The following is a 20,447-nucleotide window of genomic DNA, read 5'->3' as shown; positions in this document are numbered from 1 at the left end:
TTGTCCCACTCCCTCATCTCTACACTCTAACTATTATTTTACAGTAATTTGTTTTTTGCCTACTATTTTCTGTCCTTCTTTACTTAATACGAAATCTAAGAATTCTTTAACTAAAGGATCTTCTTCACCATTTGTAATCATTAGAAATGGTCTTGAAATTTTATATTTTCCAGATTTAATATTTTCTGATGTTCCTTCTACACCATCTATTTTAAGTCCACTTATTGAATCATCTAAATAAGATAAGGATATATAGCCTATTGAATTCTTCTTACTTGCTATGTTAGCTTTAACCGCTCCATTTCCTTCAGCTATAAGGGCATCTTCTCTAACTGAATCAAGGTCTAGTATTTCCTCAAAAGCTCCCCTTGTTCCTGAGCCTTCTTCTCTTGAAATTATTAAAATTTCCTCATCTTCTCCTCCAACTTCTTTCCAATTCTTTATTTCTCCAGTAAATATTTTATTTATAGTATTCATGTCTAAATCTTCTACACTATTTTCAGGATGTACTGCTACAACAATACCATCATAAGCAATTATATATTCATTCATTTTATATTCTTTTTCTTCATCTTTTAAATCCCTCGAACTTATACCAATATCTGCTGTTTTATCAATTGTAGCTTTAATTCCTGCTGTAGAACCAACTCCTTGAACATCTACTTTAATTTCTGGATTTTTATTACTAAATTCTTGTCCTAAATCTTCTGCTAGTGGTGTTACAGAGGTAGAGCCTACAATATTTATTGTTCCTTCTAGTTTTGAATCAGTTCCTTTAGCTTCTTTTGATCCTTTTGTACAACCAGCTACTACTACAGAAACTATTAATACTAAAGATAGAATTAAAACTATTCTTTTAAAACTAGCAATTTTCATTTACATTCTCCTCTCTTTTCTTTTTACAATTCAATAATAATTAAATATAGTTAAGTCCAAGTTAAGAGAAAGTAAAATCTATGTAAAATACAAATTCATTTTAGCTCTGTATTGAATAAATAAAAAGCATAATATATAATGTCTTATGACACAATAACTTAAGGTCGAAAGGAAGATTGAAATGAAATTAGGAATAGTAGGACTACCAAATGTAGGTAAAAGTACTCTTTTTAATGCATTAACAGCTGCAAAAGCAGATGCAGAAAACTATCCATTTTGTACCATAGAGCCAAATGTAGGCATCGTTCCTGTGCCAGATGAAAGATTAAATCAATTAGCTGAACTTATTAATCCTGAAAAATTAACTCCAGCTACTATTGAATTTTTTGATATTGCTGGATTAGTAAAAGGTGCTAGTGATGGAGAAGGTTTAGGAAATAAATTTCTTTCACATATTCGTGAAGTAGAATCTATAATTCAAGTAGTTAGATGCTTTGAAGATGAGAATGTTACCCATGTAGAAGGAAGAATAGACCCTGTTAATGATATTGAAATTATAAATTTAGAGCTTATGCTCTCTGATTTAGAAGTCATAGATAGAAGACTTGCTAAAGTAGAAAAAGAAATGAAAGGAGATAAAAGCTACAAGAAAGAATATGAACTTTTAACTAGAATCAAAGAAAGTATAGAAGAAGGAAAATCTCCTAGAAGTTTAGACTATACAGAAGAAGAGCTTAGTCTAATAAAGAGTTTAAGCTTACTTTCATTAAAGCCTGTACTGTATGTATGTAATGTTTCAGAGGAAGATCATATAGATGGATATGAAAATAATCCACATGTAGCCAAAGTAGAAGAGTATGCAAAACAAGAAAACTCTAAAACTATAGTCATATCAGCTAAAATAGAAGCTGAAATTGCTCAACTTGAAGGAGAAGAAAGAGAAATATTTTTAGACGAACTAGGTCTTAAAGAATCTGGACTTGATAAACTTATAAGGGCTAGTTATGATCTATTAGGCCTTATGAGCTTCTTAACCGCTGGTCCACAAGAAGTAAGGGCTTGGACTATAAAAAAAGGAACAAAAGCCCCACAAGCTGCTGGAAAAATCCATACAGATATGGAAAGAGGTTTTATAAGAGCAGAAGTAGTAAACTATAGAGATTTATTAGAATGCGGTGGACATACTCAAGCAAAAGAAAAGGGACTTATCCGTCTAGAAGGAAAAGATTATATAATGCAAGATGGGGATGTAGTATTGTTTAGGTTTAATGTATAAAAATAAGTTGGCGTTTCTATTTCGCCAACTTATTTTTTATAACTATTTACTATGATTTATTCTTTCTCAAAAATCGGAAGATACCCTAAAAATATAATATCTTTTCTATTGGCTGCATCTCCTTCTGCCAATATAGCTGCTTTAGCTTCAACAATACCTCCTGCCGATTCTACAAGTCTTTCCATAGCTCGTATAGAGTCTCCAGTACTTATAACATCGTCAATAATAGCTACCCTTTTCCCCCTTATATATTCAGCATCTTTCTCATCTAAACACAATAGTTGCTTGTCCTGGGTAGTTATGGATACAACTTCATCAATAATAGGTGAATTCATATAAGGTTTTATGCTCTTTCTAGCCACAATATATCTTTCCATATCTAACAACTTAGACATCTCAAATACTAAAGGAATTCCTTTTGCCTCTGCAGTTAATAGTACATCTACATGAGGTAATTTTTTTACTATTTCAGGAGCTGCTACAGAAACCAGTTCAGTATCTCCTAATATTACAAAACTAGCAATAGAAAGATTGTCATTAATCTGTACAATAGGTAGTTCCCTTGTTACTCCAGCTATTTCAATAGAATATGTTTTTTCCATTTTTCATCCTCCTCATACATTACATTCCTAATATACTAGCAAAAACTTTAAAAATAATACCTGATACCATACCTAAAAATGGATCAGTAATTGCTGTTACAGTCATAGTTATTCCTCCGACAATGGGTCCTCCTGGAATTCCAGTAACAGTTAACGCAGACACAGCATTAACTGGTACAGTTACAATAGCTCCTAGCACAAATAAAAATCCAGCAATTGATTCACTAGGTATATATTTTCCCATCTTAGGCAATAAACCTGCAAATAAAATAATTGCCATTAAAACCATCATTAAAACACCAGACATTAAAGGATGTGGTGCACCTCCTGTTGCAGAAATAATAGATTCAACAGGACCGCCTCCAAACATTGCTGATGCTAAATCTGCCAAACTACTGACAATTGATAAATGATCTATATTGACATTGGTATTGGCAATATTACCAGTGATCTTTCCAAATGCAATATTAGCACCTATATTTAAACATATCATGGCCAAAGCACCACGAATAACATCAATATTTATAATAGGCTTTTGAAAAACGAATTTTTCCCTTTCAGAAATAATAATATCGGATTCTTGCTTTAATATTAGTGCAATAATACTTGATACAATTACAGAAATAGCAATGGTATATACTAAATCTTTTGTAAGCATATAAACAACGAAGCTAATACCAATAGAGCTAAACCCAACTATCTTATTTTTTCTTGCCATGTCAACAGCAACACGTGTTAGCATAATACCTACTCCTGCCATCATTCCACTAGTAATTGCAGGCCCAATAAAGTTTACAATTCTTTCAAGTAAACCAAATGCACCTATGATAGTCATACCTATAGCACCTAAAATAACCATAGATATTCGTTCTTTCATGTTTTTACCCATTGTTCCTGCTAATGTAATAGTTTCTGCCTGAAATGAAACTGGTGCTACCACACCAAATATTAGACATCCTATTGCACCAACAATAAATGCTAAAGCAGTTGGTACTGATGCAAATCCAAATGACAATGCTAAAAGTCCTTGAGGTAATCCATTAAGAATAACACTCAATGCTGCAAGTACGTCTTTTAAATATTCCATTTATGTCTCTCCTTTGTGTTGCTCCCACATAAAGAAATACATAACAAGAAACTGGAACCCTCTATAGGAGAGAATTCCAGTTTCTTTAAAATGTAAATAAGGATTAAAATTAATATAATACCTTTTAATCATTAGCTGTTTATCCTAACCCATAGTAGAATAATTATTGGTTATTCTGTAGAGACTCCTGAACCATATTATCAGGATTATATGAGAGCAATATTCTGTTTTTATATAATGAATATACCAGAAAATTCGACATTTTTCAAGATATTTTGTTTATAAGTGAGATTCCTAGGAACCTCACATCCATATATTATCATTAAATATGCATCTTAAAAATCTTCAGCATAATACGAACTTCTAACAAGAGGTGCAGATGCTACTCGTTTGAATCCCATAGATAGTGCAATTTCCTTATATTCATTGAATTGGTCTGGGGTAATATACTCTACTACAGGAATATGTTTAGCTGTAGGTTGCAAATATTGCCCTAATGTTAACATATCACAATCAACTTCACGTAATCTTTTAAATACCTCTAAAACCTGCTCCTCTGTTTCCCCCAGTCCTAGCATAATTCCAGATTTAGTTCTCATATCTGGTTTTGTTTTCTTTACATAATCAAGTAACTCTATTGATCTTTCAAAATTTGCCATAGGTCTGACTTTATCATATAATTCCGGTACTGTTTCTATATTATGATTTAGAATATTGGGCTCTGAATCTATTATAATATCTATTAAATCTTTATCGCCTTGCATATCTGGTATAAGCAATTCTATAGTTACCTTTGGAGTAGCCTTTCTTATTTCTTCTACAACTCTTACAAATTGATTAGCTCCCTGGTCTTCCAAATCATCCCTTGTAACTGATGTAATAACAGCATGTTTTAGTCCAAGTTTTGATATAGCCTTAGCTACATTTTCTGGTTCATCTGGGTCTACCTTTTCTGGTTTTTCTCTGGTTACATTACAAAAAGTACAGTTTCTTGTACAATTTTTACCTAGTATCATAAATGTAGCAGTTCCTCGAGTATAGCATTCCATTCTATTGGGACAATTTGCCTCATCACACACTGTATTTAGAGAAAGGTTTGACATCAAAGAGTTTACTTTGTTTTGTTGAGTTCCCCCTTGCATTTTAACTCTAATCCACTCTGGTTTTCTTAAAGCCATTAATCTCCCTCCATATTTGACCCTATATCCATTAGTCCATCAATAAATTCATTTATTGTTATTCCATGGATATATTGGTCTAAATTTATTTTGTTTAAAACAAGTTCTATCTCTTTTCTATTATGCCTTACTCCTATTAATGCTTTTTCTACATCTTGTATATTTTTTTCTCCAAAGTAATCACCATATATGGAAATACTTTTTATTTCTCCATTTTCAACCCCTAGATAATATTCTATTACTCCACTTGGATATTTCACAAAATTTTTGTATTTATAATCTGGACTCCTTCCATAGTTCCACTCCCATGTAGAAAATCTATTTTTGACTATTTTATCTATTTCATATAGATCTTCTTCATTGAATTCATATATGTTCTTTATATTATAAGTTTTAATTATGTATTCTTGTAAATAATCTTTAAAGCTATGTAAGCTCATCTTTTCCTTCATATAAGGATAAATATTTGTAACTCTTGCACTTGTTGATTTTACAGATTTATCTACAAATTTTATTGGCTTACTTTTTAATGCTAAAGATAGCTTTGACATATCACAATCATACAAGAGAGTCCCATGGTGAAGAAGCTTGTCTTTTCCAAAATGTTGAGCATTGCCAGAAAACTTCTTTCCATCTATCGTTATATCATTTCTGCCCGTAAATTCGGCATTAATACCTAAAGATTTAAGTGCATTTACTACAGGTAATGCAAATTTCTCAAATCCATTTTTTACTTGTGGCTTTGAATTATCCCTATAGGTAATAAAGGTAAAATTTATATTCCCCAAATCATTGTAAACCGCTCCTCCACCAGAAAGCCTTCTAACCACTATAATCCCATTTTCTTCTATATAATCTATATTTATTTCTGATATGGTATTCTGATTCCTTCCTATTAATATTGAGGGCTTATTTATCCATAGCATAAATATTTCTTCATCGAAGTTATTCATTAAATACTCTTCTACAGCATGATTGAAAAAAGGATCATTATTATTGTTTATCACATATATCATATTGCTTTCACACTCCTAATTAGACGGTCTTCTTTTATTTCATTGTATAAAAAATTTCCAATATTTGCAATGAAGTAATATTTATTTTTATGATTAAACTAATATTATTAAAAAGGATAGAAAATATACTAATGATAATTGGGATTTACTTTTTAGTTATATAAAAAATAAAATTCCTGTGTTATTTCCACAGGAATTTTATTTTCCATTTTTACTTAAAACAGCATCTACAAATTCATATACCCTTTCTTTATATTCTTCTCTATTATTTTTAAAGCTTTCACCATGACCTGCATTTTCTGCTATATATATTTCTTTTAAACCCTTATTCTTTGAATCAAATAACTCCTTACACATAGAAACTGGTACAAGTTCATCTTGTGCACCGTGAATAAACATTATTGGTGTACTTACATTTTGAACTGATTTTTTAGGTGAAACATCGCTATATTTAAAATTAGATTTCAATTTTGTAACTGTGCTTGCACAAAATGCTATAGCTTCCAAAGGTATAGATAATTTTCCCTTTTCTCCAACATACAGAAATTCATCTTTCAAGTCAGAATAAGAACAATCTGAAATATAAAATTTTACTTTCCTATGCTTTTCATTGAGTTCTGAATGCATAAGAGCAGTTGCTGCTCCCATAGACCTACCATGTACTCCTATATTACCTCCAGGGTTTTTCTTCGAAATATAATGTACCCAATCATCTAAATCATATCTTTCAAAATGTCCATATGTTGTATCTTTTCCTTCACTTTCACCATTGTTTCTTGAATCATATACCAATACATTAAACCCTTTATCTAAGTATAGCCTTGCAGTAGAAAGCATGCTTTTTCTTGTCCTAGCAAGACCATGTACCAATATCATAGTATCTTTAGTTTCCTTTGGATTTTTTATATATGTCCCACTTAATTTATATCCTTGTGTTGTTTTTATGCTAACACTCTCTTCATCATACTTTTTATTTCCTCCCAAAATTTTTGATACTGTGCGAGCAGTATCATTGTCTACTCCTCGTCTAAGACACATTTGCTTATGGCAAAAATTACCTATGGAGAAGCCTATAAAATTAACTACCATAAAAACTATTAGAAAGAAAGTTAGAAAAACCTTTAATTTAGATTTATTCTTCATATCTACCTCCATGAAATAATACTTAGTTTAATTAAAATTTAATCTTCATTAAAAGTTTTCCCATGATTTTTATTTTAACCCTTTCAGTTTTAGGCAATAAAAACATATATATGATATAAGAAACATGTTATTAATAAATTTACATTAAAATCCTAATAATAAAAAGCATCTATTTTAAATAGATGCTTTTTGTGGTCAGAAAATTTCCCATTATATTTTTTTATTAAATAGCTAATCAATTATTTTCATCATGTTAAATACTATATTAGCTGAATGTTCTGCCGAAATCTTTTCAAAATCATTATAATTTATATTTGCTTCATCATCTGCATTATCAGATATACATCTTATAACAACAAAAGGTATATTATTTATATAAGATACATGTCCAATAGCTGCTCCTTCCATTTCAACACAATATGGTGAGTATTCTTCTATTATACTTTTCTTCATTTCACTATTTGATATAAAACTTTCTCCACTAACAATCCTACCTATATGGTATTTATAATTATTGTGTTTATACTGTTTACACGCTTTTATTGCTAATTCAATTAATTTTTCATTTCCTTCAAAGTATTCTTTAAATGGAAAACAATTTTTCATCTGCCTTTTATCTACGTCATGATATGTAACATCCTTCGATATAACTACATCACATATTTTTACTTCACTATATAATCCACCAGCTATTCCTGTATTTACAATGCAATCTACATTAAAATTGTCTATTAAAGCTTGTGTACAAGATGCTGCATTTACCTTTCCCACACCACAACAAGTCACTATTACATTTTTTTCTTCAATTCTACCAATATAATAATTAAAACCTGCTATAGTTTCTTTCCTTTCTATATACATTTTCTCTTTTAATAATTTAATTTCCAACTCCATAGCCCCAATTATTCCTACAGTATCCATATAAAACCTCCAGCTATATTTAAATAATATCTAAAATTGTCTTAGAAAAAGCAGATATTCCTCTACATCTATAATTAGACATAACGATAATAGCCTTCCCCGCCTCTGGTTGTATAATAAGATTGCTTCTAAAACCTATATCTTCACCACTATGCATGATCTTTATATCCTTGTCTTCACCATTATTTTCTATAAACCATCCTAGTCCTATCTTTTTATTTCCTCGTCCAATTTCTTTATATGGTTTTATCATTTTCAAATATGTCTCTTCTTTAAAAATTTCTTTTCCATTGTATCTTCCCTTATTCATGTATGCAATAATATAATTACATATTTCAAGTGCATTTGAATAAAGTGTAGAACTAGGTCCATGAATCCTATTATAAGGGAATATATTGCTTACTTCTATTTCTCCACTTTTATTTCTTATATGAGGACTAACAAGGGAACCTTTTGGAACATCTTGTTTCAAATAAGTACTATTATTCATTTCCAAAGGGTTTAGTATATTTTCCTTCATATATTTTTCAAAAGTCATTCCAGAAACTTTTGATATAATATCTCCTAGAATTTCATATGTTATATTACTATAAGAAAATTTTTCTCCTGGTTCCCACATTAATTTTATATCATCAAGACTTTTTACATATCTTTCTAGTGCATTGTCATCATACTGTGGGTTGTCCCATTCATAATCTTCCACATCTGGCATACCAGATAAATGGCTTAACATTTGTTGAATAGTTATCTCTTTATAGCGTTTATCTGCAAGCTTAAAATATGGTATATAATCTATAACAGGTTTATAAATATCTAGTTTTCCTCTTTCATATAATTGCATAATTGCTGTAGCAACAAAAGTTTTAGAAATTGATGCCATATGAAAAATAGTTTCCTCAGTAATTTTTTCATCTTTATTAATATTTTTTACTCCAAATCCATTAGTATATAATATCTTTCTATCCTTTACCAATCCTAATGCTAAACCTGGAATATTTTCCTCTTCCATATAATCTAAAACAATTGATTCTAATTCATCTTTTTTAAACATCTTTTTCATCTCCATTCCTATAAACTTATATTACGACATATATCGCTAATACATTATATTATACTATTGTTTGTTAATATCTGCAGCTATCCAACAAAATTAAAATCTTAAAATCTATATCCACTTAATGAAAGTAGTACTTGGGACGGAATATAGAAAATCCAAACTAGTGAAGAAAATATATTGGTATATAAATCTGCAATATTCCATAGAGAATATATATCTCCTGATATGCTGCGAAGGGCAACATTTATATCACATAAAAGGAATAGTATCATTCCTATAGCTATCATGTACTTATTTGGGCTTGGATATAAATTATATTTACAAATTTTTATTGACTTCACAACATTGCTTATTAAAAATATTGAATAATATAAAGATACACCAATTAAAATATCCATATCTACAATGAAATGATTTGTTGTTAAATAAAATATTGATACTAATAAAAATATAATTATAGAATTTTTAAGTACCAGTTTAAACTCCCCACTTCTATATCTAATAGAATAAAATATCTGAGTAAAACAAAAAGACACTACTCCTAAAACATTATTTACAAGGATTATAAGAAAGAAATCTGCAATAACAGTGAAAAACAATCCTAGTTGGAGCAGACATAAATCCCTTTTATTTAATGCATCTTTACCTGTAAGAAGAGATATTAAAAAACATAGTACTATACATATATATTTAATCCTGTCTAAGGATATTGTAAATTTGCCATCAAAAATATCTATATATATAAACAATGCATATAATATGCTAATTATTATTAGTGAAATTTTAACAATTAATGATCTATAATTTTTGCTCCCCATATCATCACCCTGCTAATATATTGCTTCATTTGTTCTTATTTTATGAAATTATAATTCCCAATAAAAAATGTACTGCAATTTAAATGGCAGTACATTTTTAAATATCTATTTTTTATACAAACTCTTCAAGTAATTTTTCTGCATCCATTGGATTAAGCTCTCTATCTACAAGAGGTTTTCCATTCTTTATAAAATCAAATTTATCATCATAAGTTTCTTTGTCTACTTTATATATTATACCTGTAGGTATTCTATCTCCAAATTCCATAGCCTTTTTAAAAGCTTCCTCTTTATTTGTATAATCATAGTCTTCAGGAAGATGATATACCCTTTTTTTGTACCAAGCAAAGGTATTTACTTTATTCCAAACTACACAAGGTTGAAGTATATCTACTAAAGCATACCCTTTATAGTTTATTGCTTCTTTCATAATTTCAACTAAATGTGGAATATCTCCTGAAAATCCTCTTGCAACAAAACCTGCTCCCATAGTCATAGCTAGTGCCAGAGGATTTAACTGCTCTACTTTTACTCCATCAAATTGTAATGTGGTTTTTTGACCCATTGCAGTAGTAGGTGAGCCTTGACCTTTAGTTAAACCATATATTTGGTTATCATGTACAAAATGGGCTATATCTATATTACGCCTTATTGTATGAATAAAATGATTTCCACCTTCACCATAGCTATCCCCATCACCTGATTCTACAATTACTTTTAAATCTTTATTTGACATTTTTATGCCTATAGCTGGAGGTAATGCTCTACCATGAAGACCATTAAATCCATTTACTTTTATATAATGGGGCATTTTTGCTGCCTGTCCTATTCCTGAAGATATAACTACTTCATGAGGTTTTAAACCTAATTCTTCTAAAGCTTGCTTTAATGCAGTTCTTATACCAAAATTCCCACATCCAGGACACCATGCTGGTTCATATAGTTTAAATTCATGCTTACTCATTATCTATAACCCCCTTTAGCCTCTCATATATCTCGTCTCCACTAAATGGTCGGCCATCATATTTCAGTACTTTATGGCTACATTTTATAAGTGCTTCTTCCCTTATGAGACTATCAAGTTGCCCTGTGGCATTTTGTTCTATGTCTATAATTTTTTTTGCATACTTATTCATTTCCAATAATCGCTTAGTCGGTAGTGGCCATATATCTCCATATACCAATGCTCCTACAGATACCCCTTCCCCATTTAATCTCTCTACTGCTTCTCTTACAGCACCATAAGTAGAACCCCAGCACACAATAAGATTTTCTGGTTCTTCTGTTCCTATTAACCAAGGCTCTTCAACTTCTTCTTTCAATGCCTCAAATTTCTTTAATCTTTTGTTTACCATATTTATTCTTGTTTCAGCACTTTCTGTTATATTTCCTCGCTCATCATGTTCATCACTGTCTACAAGTACTACTTGTCCCGGAACTTTTCCAGGTATCAATCTAGGTGAAATGCCATTTCCTGTATATTTATATCTTTTATACTCTTCATCAGTTACTGCTTCGGCTCCAGAAATATGTCTTTCTATATTTATTTTGCTAAAATCAAAAGGTTTCATAGTTCTTGTATAGTCTGCTAGATGTTGATCGCTCATTAGAAGTACTGGTATCTGATATTTTTCTGCTAAATTAAATGCTCTAGCTGTTTGATAAAATGCATCTTCAGGATCTCTAAGTGCTATAATCATTCTTGGAAATTCACCATGGCCAGCATGAATCATAAATCTAAGATCTGCTTGCTCTGTCCTAGTTGGAAATCCTGTAGCCGGTCCTGGCCTTTGTACATTTATAACAACTACTGGAGTTTCTATTATTCCTGCAAGGCTTAGTGCTTCTACCATCAGTGCAAATCCACCACCAGAAGAACCCGTCATGGCTCTTACACCAGCATAAGAAGCTCCTAATGCCATATTTAGTGCTGCCACTTCATCTTCAACCTGATCAACCATTATTTCCATTTCCCTAGACTTAGAAGATATATATTCTAATACTCCTGATGATGGCGTCATAGGATATCCACAATAAAACTTACAACCTGCTGCTATAGCTCCTAAACCTACGGCTTGATTACCATTTATTATTATATTTTCATCTTTAGATGGTTCTAAATTATATTTGCTTTCTATTACTTCATATCCTTTCTTTAAAGCCTTTATATTGCTTTCTGCTGCACTTTCTTTAAACTCATCTCTTAATACAGATTCTGCCCTATCAACTGGAAGTCCAAAATATTTTAATATAGCTCCTAAACCTGCAGTAGTATATACCCTTCTATCTTTGACTTCTTTTGATATATCTATTAAAGGTAAATGTAGCACATCTTCATCTTTTCCAATATCATTGTCACAAACTATTATCCCTTCATCCTTTAACTTAGATTTATGCAGTTCTACTGTTTCATCATTTAATGCAAATACAATGTCCACCTTTGAACTGTATGTATATATAGGTACATTTGAAAATCTAACCTGCATAAAATTATGTCCTCCTCTTACTCTGGACATATAATCATTATGTTTAAACACATAGAACCCTAGACGTTTTAAAGTTCTTTCAAGAATATGAGCAAATGTATCCATACCCTGGCCTGCTTCACCGCCTACAAGTATACTATAATCCATTTTCTATACCCCCTATGATTCTATTCCTATTTTCTTTATATTGTATCTTAATGTAATTTATACCCTAATGTCTTATAGAAAAACAAAAAAATGTACTGTGATTTAATTACAGTACATTTTTTACCATGAAATTTTTTCTATAGAGTTATCTTCAAAAAATGTTTTAACATTATATAAAATTAACGTATCATCTATATTATTCTCTTTAATAAACTTGCTTAAATCTTCATTAAAGTATCTTAAATCTATCATGTATATCTCATTATAGTGCCCCGTTAAAAAAGGGACTAGGCTATTAGCATAGGAGTCTTTTATAATTAATAATTTTTTACTATTGGAAATATCAGTATTTATCTTCAATAATGAATGATTTCCATTGAGAAAAACAGTATATTTATCCTTTTCCTTAAGACTTTCCATATTATATAGTGAATTGGAAGTCTTTTTCTCATCATAGTATTCTACTGTACAATTTTCACTTTTTTTAGGAATGTATAGTTCAATGCTATCACCCTTTATATTTCTAAATCTACCTTTTGAATAAAGAGATCCATAAAAACTGTCAGTAACCTCTTTTATATCGAAATAGTCATTCCCATGAGGATAAAATCCCATACTTTCACCTAATCTTTTATAGGCATAAAAAGCCCCTTTACTTGTCCAATGATGATCTGTTTTATAATATATATACTCATCTTTCTTAGAAAGAAGCTCATCATATATATCTATAATTTTAATATCTTTATCAAGATTACTTTTAACCTTATCTATATAAAAAAGTTCATCATCGACAGGTGCAAAAGCAGGAAGTTTATCTTCTAAAACTTTAACTGAATTTGGGACTAATATAAAATATTTATTGGTATTAGGATTGTTTCTAGAAAAAGAATTAATTGTATCAATTTTACTTTCTAGATTCTCATCATCTGGTTTATTAAACTTTTCCATTAAGTATCCATCTTTTCCTAAAAATACATCGTTGTTTTCTTTTTTACCTAAAATTCTTTCACAGTTTGACTTTATCCCTATAAAAAAATCTCTAAAAGGAAACTGATCTGAAGTATATTTTTCGAAATTTGATGTAAATTCTCCTTTGGAAAGTTTCTCAAAAGAAAATTTAGGCACCTGTTCAAGTCTCCTATTTTCCATATCTGAAAAAACCCTATCTGAAGTTATTATATTAGTAAATATCATGATACCAATATACCCTAATAGCATTAGTCCAATAATGTATTTATATGAATTATTATCTTCCTTCAAAATAACACCTCTTTCTCTTTAAAACCTAAAATATAGAAAAGGATTATAACTTTCATCTACAAGATAAGCTGTACATATAAATAATAGCACCATAAATATTATAGGTATAATTATATTCCCTCTGAATTTTAAGCTATCTTTTAATCTTTTTATTCTCGAACCAATAATTGGTGTAGAACATATGGCTAATACTATAAATAGTAATGCATTGGTATATAAATAGTAAATAGCTTTACCATCATAAAGTAGGTTATTACCAAACCCAAACATAGTTTTAATAAAGCTTATACCTTTGTCTATATCTTCAAATTCAAAAAATACCCATCCTACTATTATTACTAAAATAGTATATATATGGCTGATAAATACTGGTTTATCTTTTAACCATTTTTGTAAAAAAGTTTTTTCTATGATCAAAAATCCACAATAATATAATCCCCACAAAATAAAGTTCCAATTTGCTCCATGCCAAAGTCCTGTTAGAAACCATACTATAAATAAGTTCCTATATTGTTTTACTCTCCCCTCTCTATTGCCACCAAGAGGTATATATACATATTCCCTAAACCAAGAACCAAGAGAAATATGCCACCTTCTCCAAAATTCGGTTACGCTTTTAGAAATATAGGGATAGTCAAAGTTTTTCATAAGATTAAATCCGAACATTTTTCCTAGTCCTATAGCCATATCAGAATACCCACTGAAATCAAAATATATCTGAAATGTAAAAGCTATTATTCCCAGCCACGCTGAAAAAACTGAAAGCTCACTTATAGGGGCAGCTTTTATACTATCCCAAAGTATTCCTATATTGTTTGCAAGGAGTACTTTCTTAGATAGTCCTATAATAAATAATTCTGCTCCTTCCCCAAACAAATTGAAGCTTTCATGCCTATTTTCTAACTCTAAGGCTACATCACTATATCTAACTATTGGCCCTGCCACTAACTGAGGAAACATGGCTATATAAGTACCGAAAGAAATAATATTTTTCTGTGACTTAACTTTACCTAAATATACATCTATTGTATATGACAAGGTTTGAAATGTATAAAAAGAGATTCCCAAGGGAAGAGGTAATTCTATGGCCTTTATACTCATATTAAAAAAATTGTTTATATTGTTCACTATGAATCCATAGTATTTAAAGAAACAAAGAATTCCTAAATTTACAACTAATGAATTAACTAAAACTAATTTTGTAATTTTCTTATTTTCTCTATACTTATCTATAAATAATCCATTAAAATAATCAAATACTGTAGAGAAAAGCATAATAGATATATATATCGGCTCTCCCCAAGCATAAAATATTAGACTAGCTATGAAAAAGACAAGGTTTCTTATCTTTCTGGGACTAATATAATATACTGATAATACTAAAGGTAAAAATACAAAAATAAATATTAAACTGCTAAAAACCAAACCTTGTCCACCACCTTAGGAGTATTTATTGTTTATTTAAATGCATCATTGAATATACCTTCTATTTTTTCCCCATCTTTCGATACTGCAAACAGCATATAGTTATTATTAGCCTTTAGTACATGCTTCTCTATTAAATAATACTCGTCTGGAAGATAGTCTTTAAAACTTTCAGACTGATTTTCTATTCTTTTATTGATCTTATCCTCTATATTAGATAAATCTTTTTCATCCCTAACCTTTAATATTAATAACTCATTAGCCTTAATATTTGATGAAGCTATATGTAATGAAAATTCTTCAACTTCATCATCACTAATATCATAAAGCTTTTTTAATTTATCACTATCTCCTTCTTTTAAATTAGACATATCTGCTTCATTTTTAATTTTCTCAACTATATCATCAATGGAAATCTCTTTTACTTCTTTCTTAGAAGAACAACCTGTTGAAATAATTGATATACCAAATATCAAAATAGCAATAATAAAAATACTCTTAGTTCTACCTCCAAATAATTTCTTCATATAAAATTCCTCCTTTAATTAACCTTATTGCTGTGAATTGTTATTTATAATATAATTTAACCATTGTTTATAAAAGGCATATTTAAGGTGCATTCCATCTGGTTCAAATAAATTTTCTTTTCCCTTTAATATAGGCCTTAGATTTATATAATTTATTCCTTCATCTTTACATATTCTAATTAATGCAGAATTAAACTCTTCTATTTTTAAATTATTCAACGCAGGTTTTTTATTTTGAACCTTTGGTGAAACAGGAAGAATAGATTGGACATATATGTCAGCATTTGGTAGCTTTTTCTGAATTATATGTATTAAATCTATATAATTTTGTGTGAACTTTTCATCGCTAATACCCATGAGAATATCATTCATTCCGAATAATATATATACCTTTGAAAAGTTTCCTTCACCAATATTAATAACTTCCTTTTGAGCACCTACTGCTGTAAGACCTAGTTTAGCAATAACATTTCGTTCATCCAATACTTCATATGCAGATAAACTATCAGTAATTGAATCTCCTATAAATAGACTCTCTTTAAAAATCTCTTTATAATTATAGCTTTTATTCCCATTGTCTTCTTTCTTTTCAATGACTTCTTCCTCTTTAAATACAGGAGTTTCTTCTACTTCTTTTACATTACTTTTTGGGCTTTTTTCTTTTTCTGATTTACTTTTTGTTTTAACTTCAGAATCTTTTACAGAACAAGTTGATTTTTCTGCCTTTGGGACAACTTTATTTTTACCTTCTTTGTTGAAAATTGCCTTTACAGAAAAATTTAAAATAAATATAACTCCAATAATTAAGTTAATGAAAAAGCAAACCTTATTTTATTAACTACTCTAAGTTTTCTCCTTCTTCCTCTTCTCCTTTTCATTTCATGCCTCCAACATTTCTTGATTAAATATCTCAACATATAATATTATAGTATCTATACCTGTATAAATGGTTACAATCCAATATCAAATCTCTGGCAATTTAAGTTAAATATAATTTATGAAGATATAAAAAAACTATCTCAAAATAACTTTTAAGTTATTTTGAGATAGTCCCTTTTAAAATCTGGAAAATGAACCTTGATTAGATGCTTTCTTAAAACTCTTTTTGAAAAATATAATTCCTATAATCAAGTATATACTAGAATTTATAAGTAAAAAAATAATTTCATCTTTTAAAATGATCTGATTTCCAGATTCTAAATTCTTTAAAACATCTACACTTTTGGCAAATGGAAATGAATATATTATTTTTTGCAACTTAGGAGGTAGTATAGATAAATCCGTTATACTAGTTCCCAAAAAAATTATACTTATAATAAATGGTAGTTGACCAACATTTTTATATACAAGGGTTACCCCTCCTATTATAAAGGAAAGACCTGCCATTCCTAATAACGTAATTAAAAATATTATTAATGTATGTACAGTTATATTTAATTTAACTTTAGTAGATATTACCAAAAGAAAAGCTAAAGGTAACATTAACATAATATTTCTAATAGAATATACAATTAATCTTATTACGAAAATTTTCAATATACTATGGTGATTAATGCATACCTGCTCAAATGTTCCTTCTAATAACTCTCTGTAAATTCCATTGTTCATAAAACTAATCGTAAATGAAAAGAAAAACCAACATATATATCCAACTAATTGTGCTGTAATTATCCTGTTGATTTCTTCCATCGGCATTTTACTCATATTAGTTTTAATAAAAATATAAAGTCCCATAAACAATATATAATAAACTAATACATCCATTAAAAAATTAATCACTTGAGCTTTTAGTAGTTAAAATATTATTTTCCCTATTATTTATAACTTTAGTAAATATATCTTCAAGTTCTATTTTAACTTTATACATATCTTTTATATTAATATTATTTATTTTTAAAAAATGTAAAAAATCATGAATTTTATTTTCACTATCTAACATTATCTCAATTTCACTAGTATCTTCATAATCTTTTATATATATAGTAAATTTCCGTTGCATATCTTTCTTCAGGTTCTCACCAATCCTCTTCGTCTTAATAATATAAATGATATCCTCTGAATAATTCTTTAAAAACCCAATATTTTCATCTAATACTTTTAACCCATTATTTATAATAATAATTCTATTACATAAAGAACTAATAAAATTAAGATCATGAGATGTAATAATTATAACCCTTTCTTCTTCACCTAATTGTTTCAGAGTTTCCCTTATTAATAAAACAGAATGGATATCTAAACCTAATGTTGGCTCATCAAGAAATAAAACCTTGGGATCGTGTATTAAGCTACAAGATATTGCAACTTTTTGTTGCATTCCTCTGGAAAGCTTTCCACATTCTATATTCCTTTTTTCTTTTAAATCAAACATTTCGATATATTTATCTATCTGATTTTTAACTTTTTTTCTCCCTATACCTTTTATGCCAGCAAAGTATTCCATATTTTCTACAGGCGATAGTTTCCAATAGATATTTCTATTTCCTTCTAATACAGCACCTATATTTTTTAAATAATGATTTCTATGTTCTTTAAGAGAATATCCATAGCATTCTATATCTCCACTAGTTGGTGTTATTAATCCACAACTCATTTTTATTGTAGTAGTTTTTCCAGCTCCATTAGGACCTAAAAAACCTACAATATCTTTTTCATTTATTCTGATATCTAAGTTATCAACAACTCTTTTATCTTTATATTTTTTTGATAACATATTATAAATCAGCATTAAATCTCTCCTTAATACAGAGTTTTATATATGTTACTTAATTTAAATATAATTTCAATTTTATAAATGTATATTAAACATAAAAAGAAAAAATCCTTTATACAAAAAAGGACATATTTTGAGAAATAATTTAAATAAATGTTATAAAAACAAATTATAACTTGTTTTTATAAAGATATGTTTATAATTATGCTAAATTTAGTTATACATTACTAATATAAAAAGTATAAAGTTGTCTTAAAATAAAAAACAACTTAAAATAATCTTTAAATTGCAATAGCTCTTATTCAATAAAACTACAATAAAATAAGTTATTATATATCTTTTTACACTAAAACCATAATCTAAAAACTTTAAAAAACTGCTATACAATTTGGGAATTTTGCACACTCTCTATTTCTTTATATCAAAAAATTAAAACTATGAAAACCTTAATAAAATTTTATTAAAGCTTTCATAGTTTTTTAACTTTAAAAAAGGTATTACCTTCTCATCATTCCATTTCCATATCCTCTTCTTCCTCCATGACATGAGCCTTGGTAAAATCCATTTTCATCATGCCATTTTTCCATATAATTGAAGTGCTCATTCCATTTTTCTGCTTCTTCTTTAGTAATTATTCCTTCCTTTAAATCTTCATTAACTCTATTCCTATTATATTCAATTCTATCTTTATGCCATTCGCTCATATCATTTTGATATTCTTCTATATTGTTATTATAAGTATAACTTGACTTTGGTGGTGGATTAATATCTCCTTCACTTTGAGCATAAACAAAAGTTGTTGCAAGAACTAAAAGAACTCCTAAAACAAGTAATGTTTTTTTCAATTCTATCTCCTCCCTATATAATATATTTGAATTTTTATTTAATCTTATTATAGTATTAAATTATAGAGCAATTATGAAGAAATTTGTCTTCATAATTGCTTCATAATCTAGGGTTATAATTATGCTAAAAGTACTTAGGGAGGGTTTATATATGTTTTGTTATGGAGCCAGATATGGATTAATGGGAGGTTTTTGGAGTCCCATTTTTGGGCCCATAAGTAAAATTATATTTTGGGCAATACTAATATCATTAGCAATAAAGCTTATTAGAAATAATAGATCGCAAGATAATAGCATATAAAAGATTAGGCGGAGATAAATCTCCGCTTTTCTTGTTCTTACATTGGGTAATATATAATTGAGGTGATTTTTGTGAATAATAAAAAAATATTAGTAGTAGAAGACGAAAAAAGAATACTTGATGTAGTTAAAGCATATCTCGAAAAAGAAGGATTTGAAGTAAAAACTGCTATAGACGGAAAAGAAGCTCTTGATTTATTTAATTCTGAAACTTTTCATCTTATTATACTAGACTTAATGTTACCTATAATTTCTGGAGAAAAGGTATGTAATCATATAAGAACTTCTTCAGACATTCCTATTATTATGCTTACAGCTAAAGTAGATGAGGACGATAAAATAGAAGGATTGGCTATTGGTGCTGATGACTATGTTACAAAGCCTTTTAGTCCAAGAGAACTGGTTAGTAGAGTTAAAGCTCTCTTAAGACGAAGTTATAGAGATTCTAATCCCTTATTTGAAAAACTATCTTTTAATAATAAAGATTTAGAAGTAGACATAGATAAAATGGAAGTCAAAAAAGATGGAAAGGTTATATTGTTAACTACAAATGAGTTTAAAATATTATCTGCTCTTCTAACTAATCCTGGGCAAGTTTTCAGTAGAGAACAACTTATAGAAAAAGCTTTTGGTATTGATTATGAAGGTTTTGATAGGACTATAGATACCCATATTAAAAATATAAGACAAAAAATTGAAGACAATCCTAAAGAACCTAAATATATATTAACTGTTTATGGAGTAGGTTATAAGTTTGGAGGTGAGTAAAA

Annotated in this window: 20 protein-coding genes and 1 riboswitch; of the genes, 2 read left to right on the top strand and 18 right to left on the bottom strand. The window is 28.9% G+C overall.

The annotated features are described in order from the left end of the window. Positions 1-33: 33 nt before the first annotated feature. Positions 34-876: a phosphate ABC transporter substrate-binding protein gene (locus FYJ27_RS08295; RefSeq protein WP_154484383.1), complete on the bottom strand. Its 843-nt coding sequence runs from the start codon at positions 874-876 to the stop codon at positions 34-36. Positions 877-1,057: 181 nt separating this feature from the next. Here FYJ27_RS08295 and ychF point away from each other — a divergent pair, with 181 nt between their 5' ends. Next, positions 1,058-2,152, top strand: a complete 1,095-nt coding sequence (ychF, locus tag FYJ27_RS08290) for a redox-regulated ATPase YchF (protein ID WP_154484382.1) — start codon at positions 1,058-1,060, stop codon at positions 2,150-2,152. Positions 2,153-2,208: 56 nt separating this feature from the next. Here the strand turns inward: ychF and FYJ27_RS08285 are convergent, their stop codons facing one another. From FYJ27_RS08285 to FYJ27_RS08205, 17 genes are all read right to left on the bottom strand, one after another. Continuing rightward, positions 2,209-2,754 carry a phosphoribosyltransferase family protein gene (locus FYJ27_RS08285; RefSeq protein WP_154484381.1) on the bottom strand — a complete coding sequence of 182 codons (546 nt, stop codon included), beginning with the start codon at positions 2,752-2,754 and terminating at the stop codon, positions 2,209-2,211. Positions 2,755-2,773: 19 nt separating this feature from the next. Beyond that, positions 2,774-3,841: a SulP family inorganic anion transporter gene (locus tag FYJ27_RS08280; protein WP_154484380.1), complete on the bottom strand. Its 1,068-nt coding sequence runs from the start codon at positions 3,839-3,841 to the stop codon at positions 2,774-2,776. A gap of 132 nt (positions 3,842-3,973) precedes the next feature. Next, positions 3,974-4,075, bottom strand: a riboswitch (purine riboswitch). Between the two features lie 101 nt (positions 4,076-4,176). Next, a complete protein-coding gene (gene lipA, locus FYJ27_RS08275) occupies positions 4,177-5,019 on the bottom strand; it encodes a lipoyl synthase (RefSeq protein ID WP_154484379.1) in 843 nt (280 codons plus the stop codon). After that, positions 5,019-6,035, bottom strand: coding sequence for a lipoate--protein ligase (locus tag FYJ27_RS08270; protein WP_154484378.1), 1,017 nt, complete (start codon positions 6,033-6,035; stop codon positions 5,019-5,021). The genes lipA and FYJ27_RS08270 overlap by 1 nt, the downstream gene beginning before the upstream one ends. A 198-nt stretch (positions 6,036-6,233) precedes the next feature. After that, positions 6,234-7,178, bottom strand: coding sequence for an alpha/beta hydrolase (locus tag FYJ27_RS08265; protein ID WP_195839104.1), 945 nt, complete (start codon positions 7,176-7,178; stop codon positions 6,234-6,236). Positions 7,179-7,409: 231 nt separating this feature from the next. Next, on the bottom strand, positions 7,410-8,099 hold the full coding sequence (locus FYJ27_RS08260; RefSeq protein ID WP_154484376.1) for a 5'-methylthioadenosine/adenosylhomocysteine nucleosidase: 690 nt from the start codon (positions 8,097-8,099) through the stop codon (positions 7,410-7,412). Positions 8,100-8,118: 19 nt separating this feature from the next. Further along, entirely contained in the window at positions 8,119-9,150 is a 1,032-nt protein-coding gene (locus FYJ27_RS08255) for a serine hydrolase domain-containing protein (protein ID WP_195839103.1), read from the bottom strand. Between the two features lie 107 nt (positions 9,151-9,257). After that, positions 9,258-9,974, bottom strand: a complete 717-nt coding sequence (locus tag FYJ27_RS08250) for a lysoplasmalogenase family protein (protein ID WP_154484374.1) — start codon at positions 9,972-9,974, stop codon at positions 9,258-9,260. Positions 9,975-10,086: 112 nt separating this feature from the next. Then, positions 10,087-10,938: a 2-oxoacid:ferredoxin oxidoreductase subunit beta gene (locus tag FYJ27_RS08245; protein WP_154484373.1), complete on the bottom strand. Its 852-nt coding sequence runs from the start codon at positions 10,936-10,938 to the stop codon at positions 10,087-10,089. Next, positions 10,931-12,607 (bottom strand): 2-oxoacid:acceptor oxidoreductase subunit alpha, encoded by a 1,677-nt coding sequence (locus FYJ27_RS08240; protein WP_154484372.1) that lies wholly within the window; start codon positions 12,605-12,607, stop codon positions 10,931-10,933. Before FYJ27_RS08240 ends, FYJ27_RS08245 begins: the two co-directional genes overlap by 8 nt. A gap of 120 nt (positions 12,608-12,727) precedes the next feature. Next, positions 12,728-13,867, bottom strand: coding sequence for a DHHW family protein (locus tag FYJ27_RS08235; RefSeq protein WP_229775508.1), 1,140 nt, complete (start codon positions 13,865-13,867; stop codon positions 12,728-12,730). 18 nt (positions 13,868-13,885) lie between these two features. Beyond that, positions 13,886-15,292 carry an MBOAT family O-acyltransferase gene (locus FYJ27_RS08230; protein WP_154484371.1) on the bottom strand — a complete coding sequence of 469 codons (1,407 nt, stop codon included), beginning with the start codon at positions 15,290-15,292 and terminating at the stop codon, positions 13,886-13,888. A 32-nt stretch (positions 15,293-15,324) separates the two neighbouring features. Continuing rightward, positions 15,325-15,819: a DUF4358 domain-containing protein gene (locus tag FYJ27_RS08225; RefSeq protein ID WP_154484370.1), complete on the bottom strand. Its 495-nt coding sequence runs from the start codon at positions 15,817-15,819 to the stop codon at positions 15,325-15,327. Between the two features lie 24 nt (positions 15,820-15,843). Further along, positions 15,844-16,344, bottom strand: coding sequence for a GDSL-type esterase/lipase family protein (locus FYJ27_RS08220; RefSeq protein WP_326831061.1), 501 nt, complete (start codon positions 16,342-16,344; stop codon positions 15,844-15,846). Between the two features lie 531 nt (positions 16,345-16,875). Then, positions 16,876-17,583, bottom strand: a complete 708-nt coding sequence (locus tag FYJ27_RS08215; RefSeq protein ID WP_154484368.1) for a hypothetical protein — start codon at positions 17,581-17,583, stop codon at positions 16,876-16,878. A 7-nt stretch (positions 17,584-17,590) separates the two neighbouring features. After that, entirely contained in the window at positions 17,591-18,547 is a 957-nt protein-coding gene (locus FYJ27_RS08210; RefSeq protein ID WP_154484367.1) for an ABC transporter ATP-binding protein, read from the bottom strand. Positions 18,548-19,029: 482 nt separating this feature from the next. After that, positions 19,030-19,377, bottom strand: coding sequence for a hypothetical protein (locus tag FYJ27_RS08205; RefSeq protein WP_154484366.1), 348 nt, complete (start codon positions 19,375-19,377; stop codon positions 19,030-19,032). A 372-nt stretch (positions 19,378-19,749) separates the two neighbouring features. Between FYJ27_RS08205 and FYJ27_RS08200 the strand changes: the two genes are divergently transcribed. Continuing rightward, the gene (locus tag FYJ27_RS08200) at positions 19,750-20,445 is read left to right on the top strand and encodes a response regulator transcription factor (protein WP_216383031.1); all 696 of its coding nucleotides are present in this window, start codon (positions 19,750-19,752) and stop codon (positions 20,443-20,445) included. Positions 20,446-20,447 lie beyond the last annotated feature (2 nt).

It is taken from the genome of Anaerosalibacter bizertensis (assembly GCF_009696605.1).
Classification (GTDB): domain Bacteria; phylum Bacillota; class Clostridia; order Tissierellales; family Sporanaerobacteraceae; genus Anaerosalibacter; species Anaerosalibacter bizertensis.
The sequence above is the reverse complement of the archived record's forward strand: the minus strand, read 5'-3'. Positions and strand labels throughout refer to the sequence as shown.

Excerpts from the sequence above, each read along its gene's own strand:
- FYJ27_RS08295 (WP_154484383.1), bottom strand. The coding sequence starts at position 876 with ATGAAAATTGCTAGTTTTAAAAGAATAGTTTTAATTCTATCTTTAGTA.
- ychF (WP_154484382.1), top strand. The coding sequence starts at position 1,058 with ATGAAATTAGGAATAGTAGGACTACCAAATGTAGGTAAAAGTACTCTT.
- FYJ27_RS08285 (WP_154484381.1), bottom strand. The coding sequence starts at position 2,754 with ATGGAAAAAACATATTCTATTGAAATAGCTGGAGTAACAAGGGAACTA.
- FYJ27_RS08280 (WP_154484380.1), bottom strand. The coding sequence starts at position 3,841 with ATGGAATATTTAAAAGACGTACTTGCAGCATTGAGTGTTATTCTTAAT.
- lipA (WP_154484379.1), bottom strand. The coding sequence starts at position 5,019 with ATGGCTTTAAGAAAACCAGAGTGGATTAGAGTTAAAATGCAAGGGGGA.
- FYJ27_RS08270 (WP_154484378.1), bottom strand. The coding sequence starts at position 6,035 with ATGATATATGTGATAAACAATAATAATGATCCTTTTTTCAATCATGCT.
- FYJ27_RS08265 (WP_195839104.1), bottom strand. The coding sequence starts at position 7,178 with ATGAAGAATAAATCTAAATTAAAGGTTTTTCTAACTTTCTTTCTAATA.
- FYJ27_RS08260 (WP_154484376.1), bottom strand. The coding sequence starts at position 8,099 with ATGGATACTGTAGGAATAATTGGGGCTATGGAGTTGGAAATTAAATTA.
- FYJ27_RS08255 (WP_195839103.1), bottom strand. The coding sequence starts at position 9,150 with ATGTTTAAAAAAGATGAATTAGAATCAATTGTTTTAGATTATATGGAA.
- FYJ27_RS08250 (WP_154484374.1), bottom strand. The coding sequence starts at position 9,974 with ATGGGGAGCAAAAATTATAGATCATTAATTGTTAAAATTTCACTAATA.
- FYJ27_RS08245 (WP_154484373.1), bottom strand. The coding sequence starts at position 10,938 with ATGAGTAAGCATGAATTTAAACTATATGAACCAGCATGGTGTCCTGGA.
- FYJ27_RS08240 (WP_154484372.1), bottom strand. The coding sequence starts at position 12,607 with ATGGATTATAGTATACTTGTAGGCGGTGAAGCAGGCCAGGGTATGGAT.
- FYJ27_RS08225 (WP_154484370.1), bottom strand. The coding sequence starts at position 15,819 with ATGAAGAAATTATTTGGAGGTAGAACTAAGAGTATTTTTATTATTGCT.
- FYJ27_RS08215 (WP_154484368.1), bottom strand. The coding sequence starts at position 17,583 with ATGGATGTATTAGTTTATTATATATTGTTTATGGGACTTTATATTTTT.
- FYJ27_RS08210 (WP_154484367.1), bottom strand. The coding sequence starts at position 18,547 with ATGCTGATTTATAATATGTTATCAAAAAAATATAAAGATAAAAGAGTT.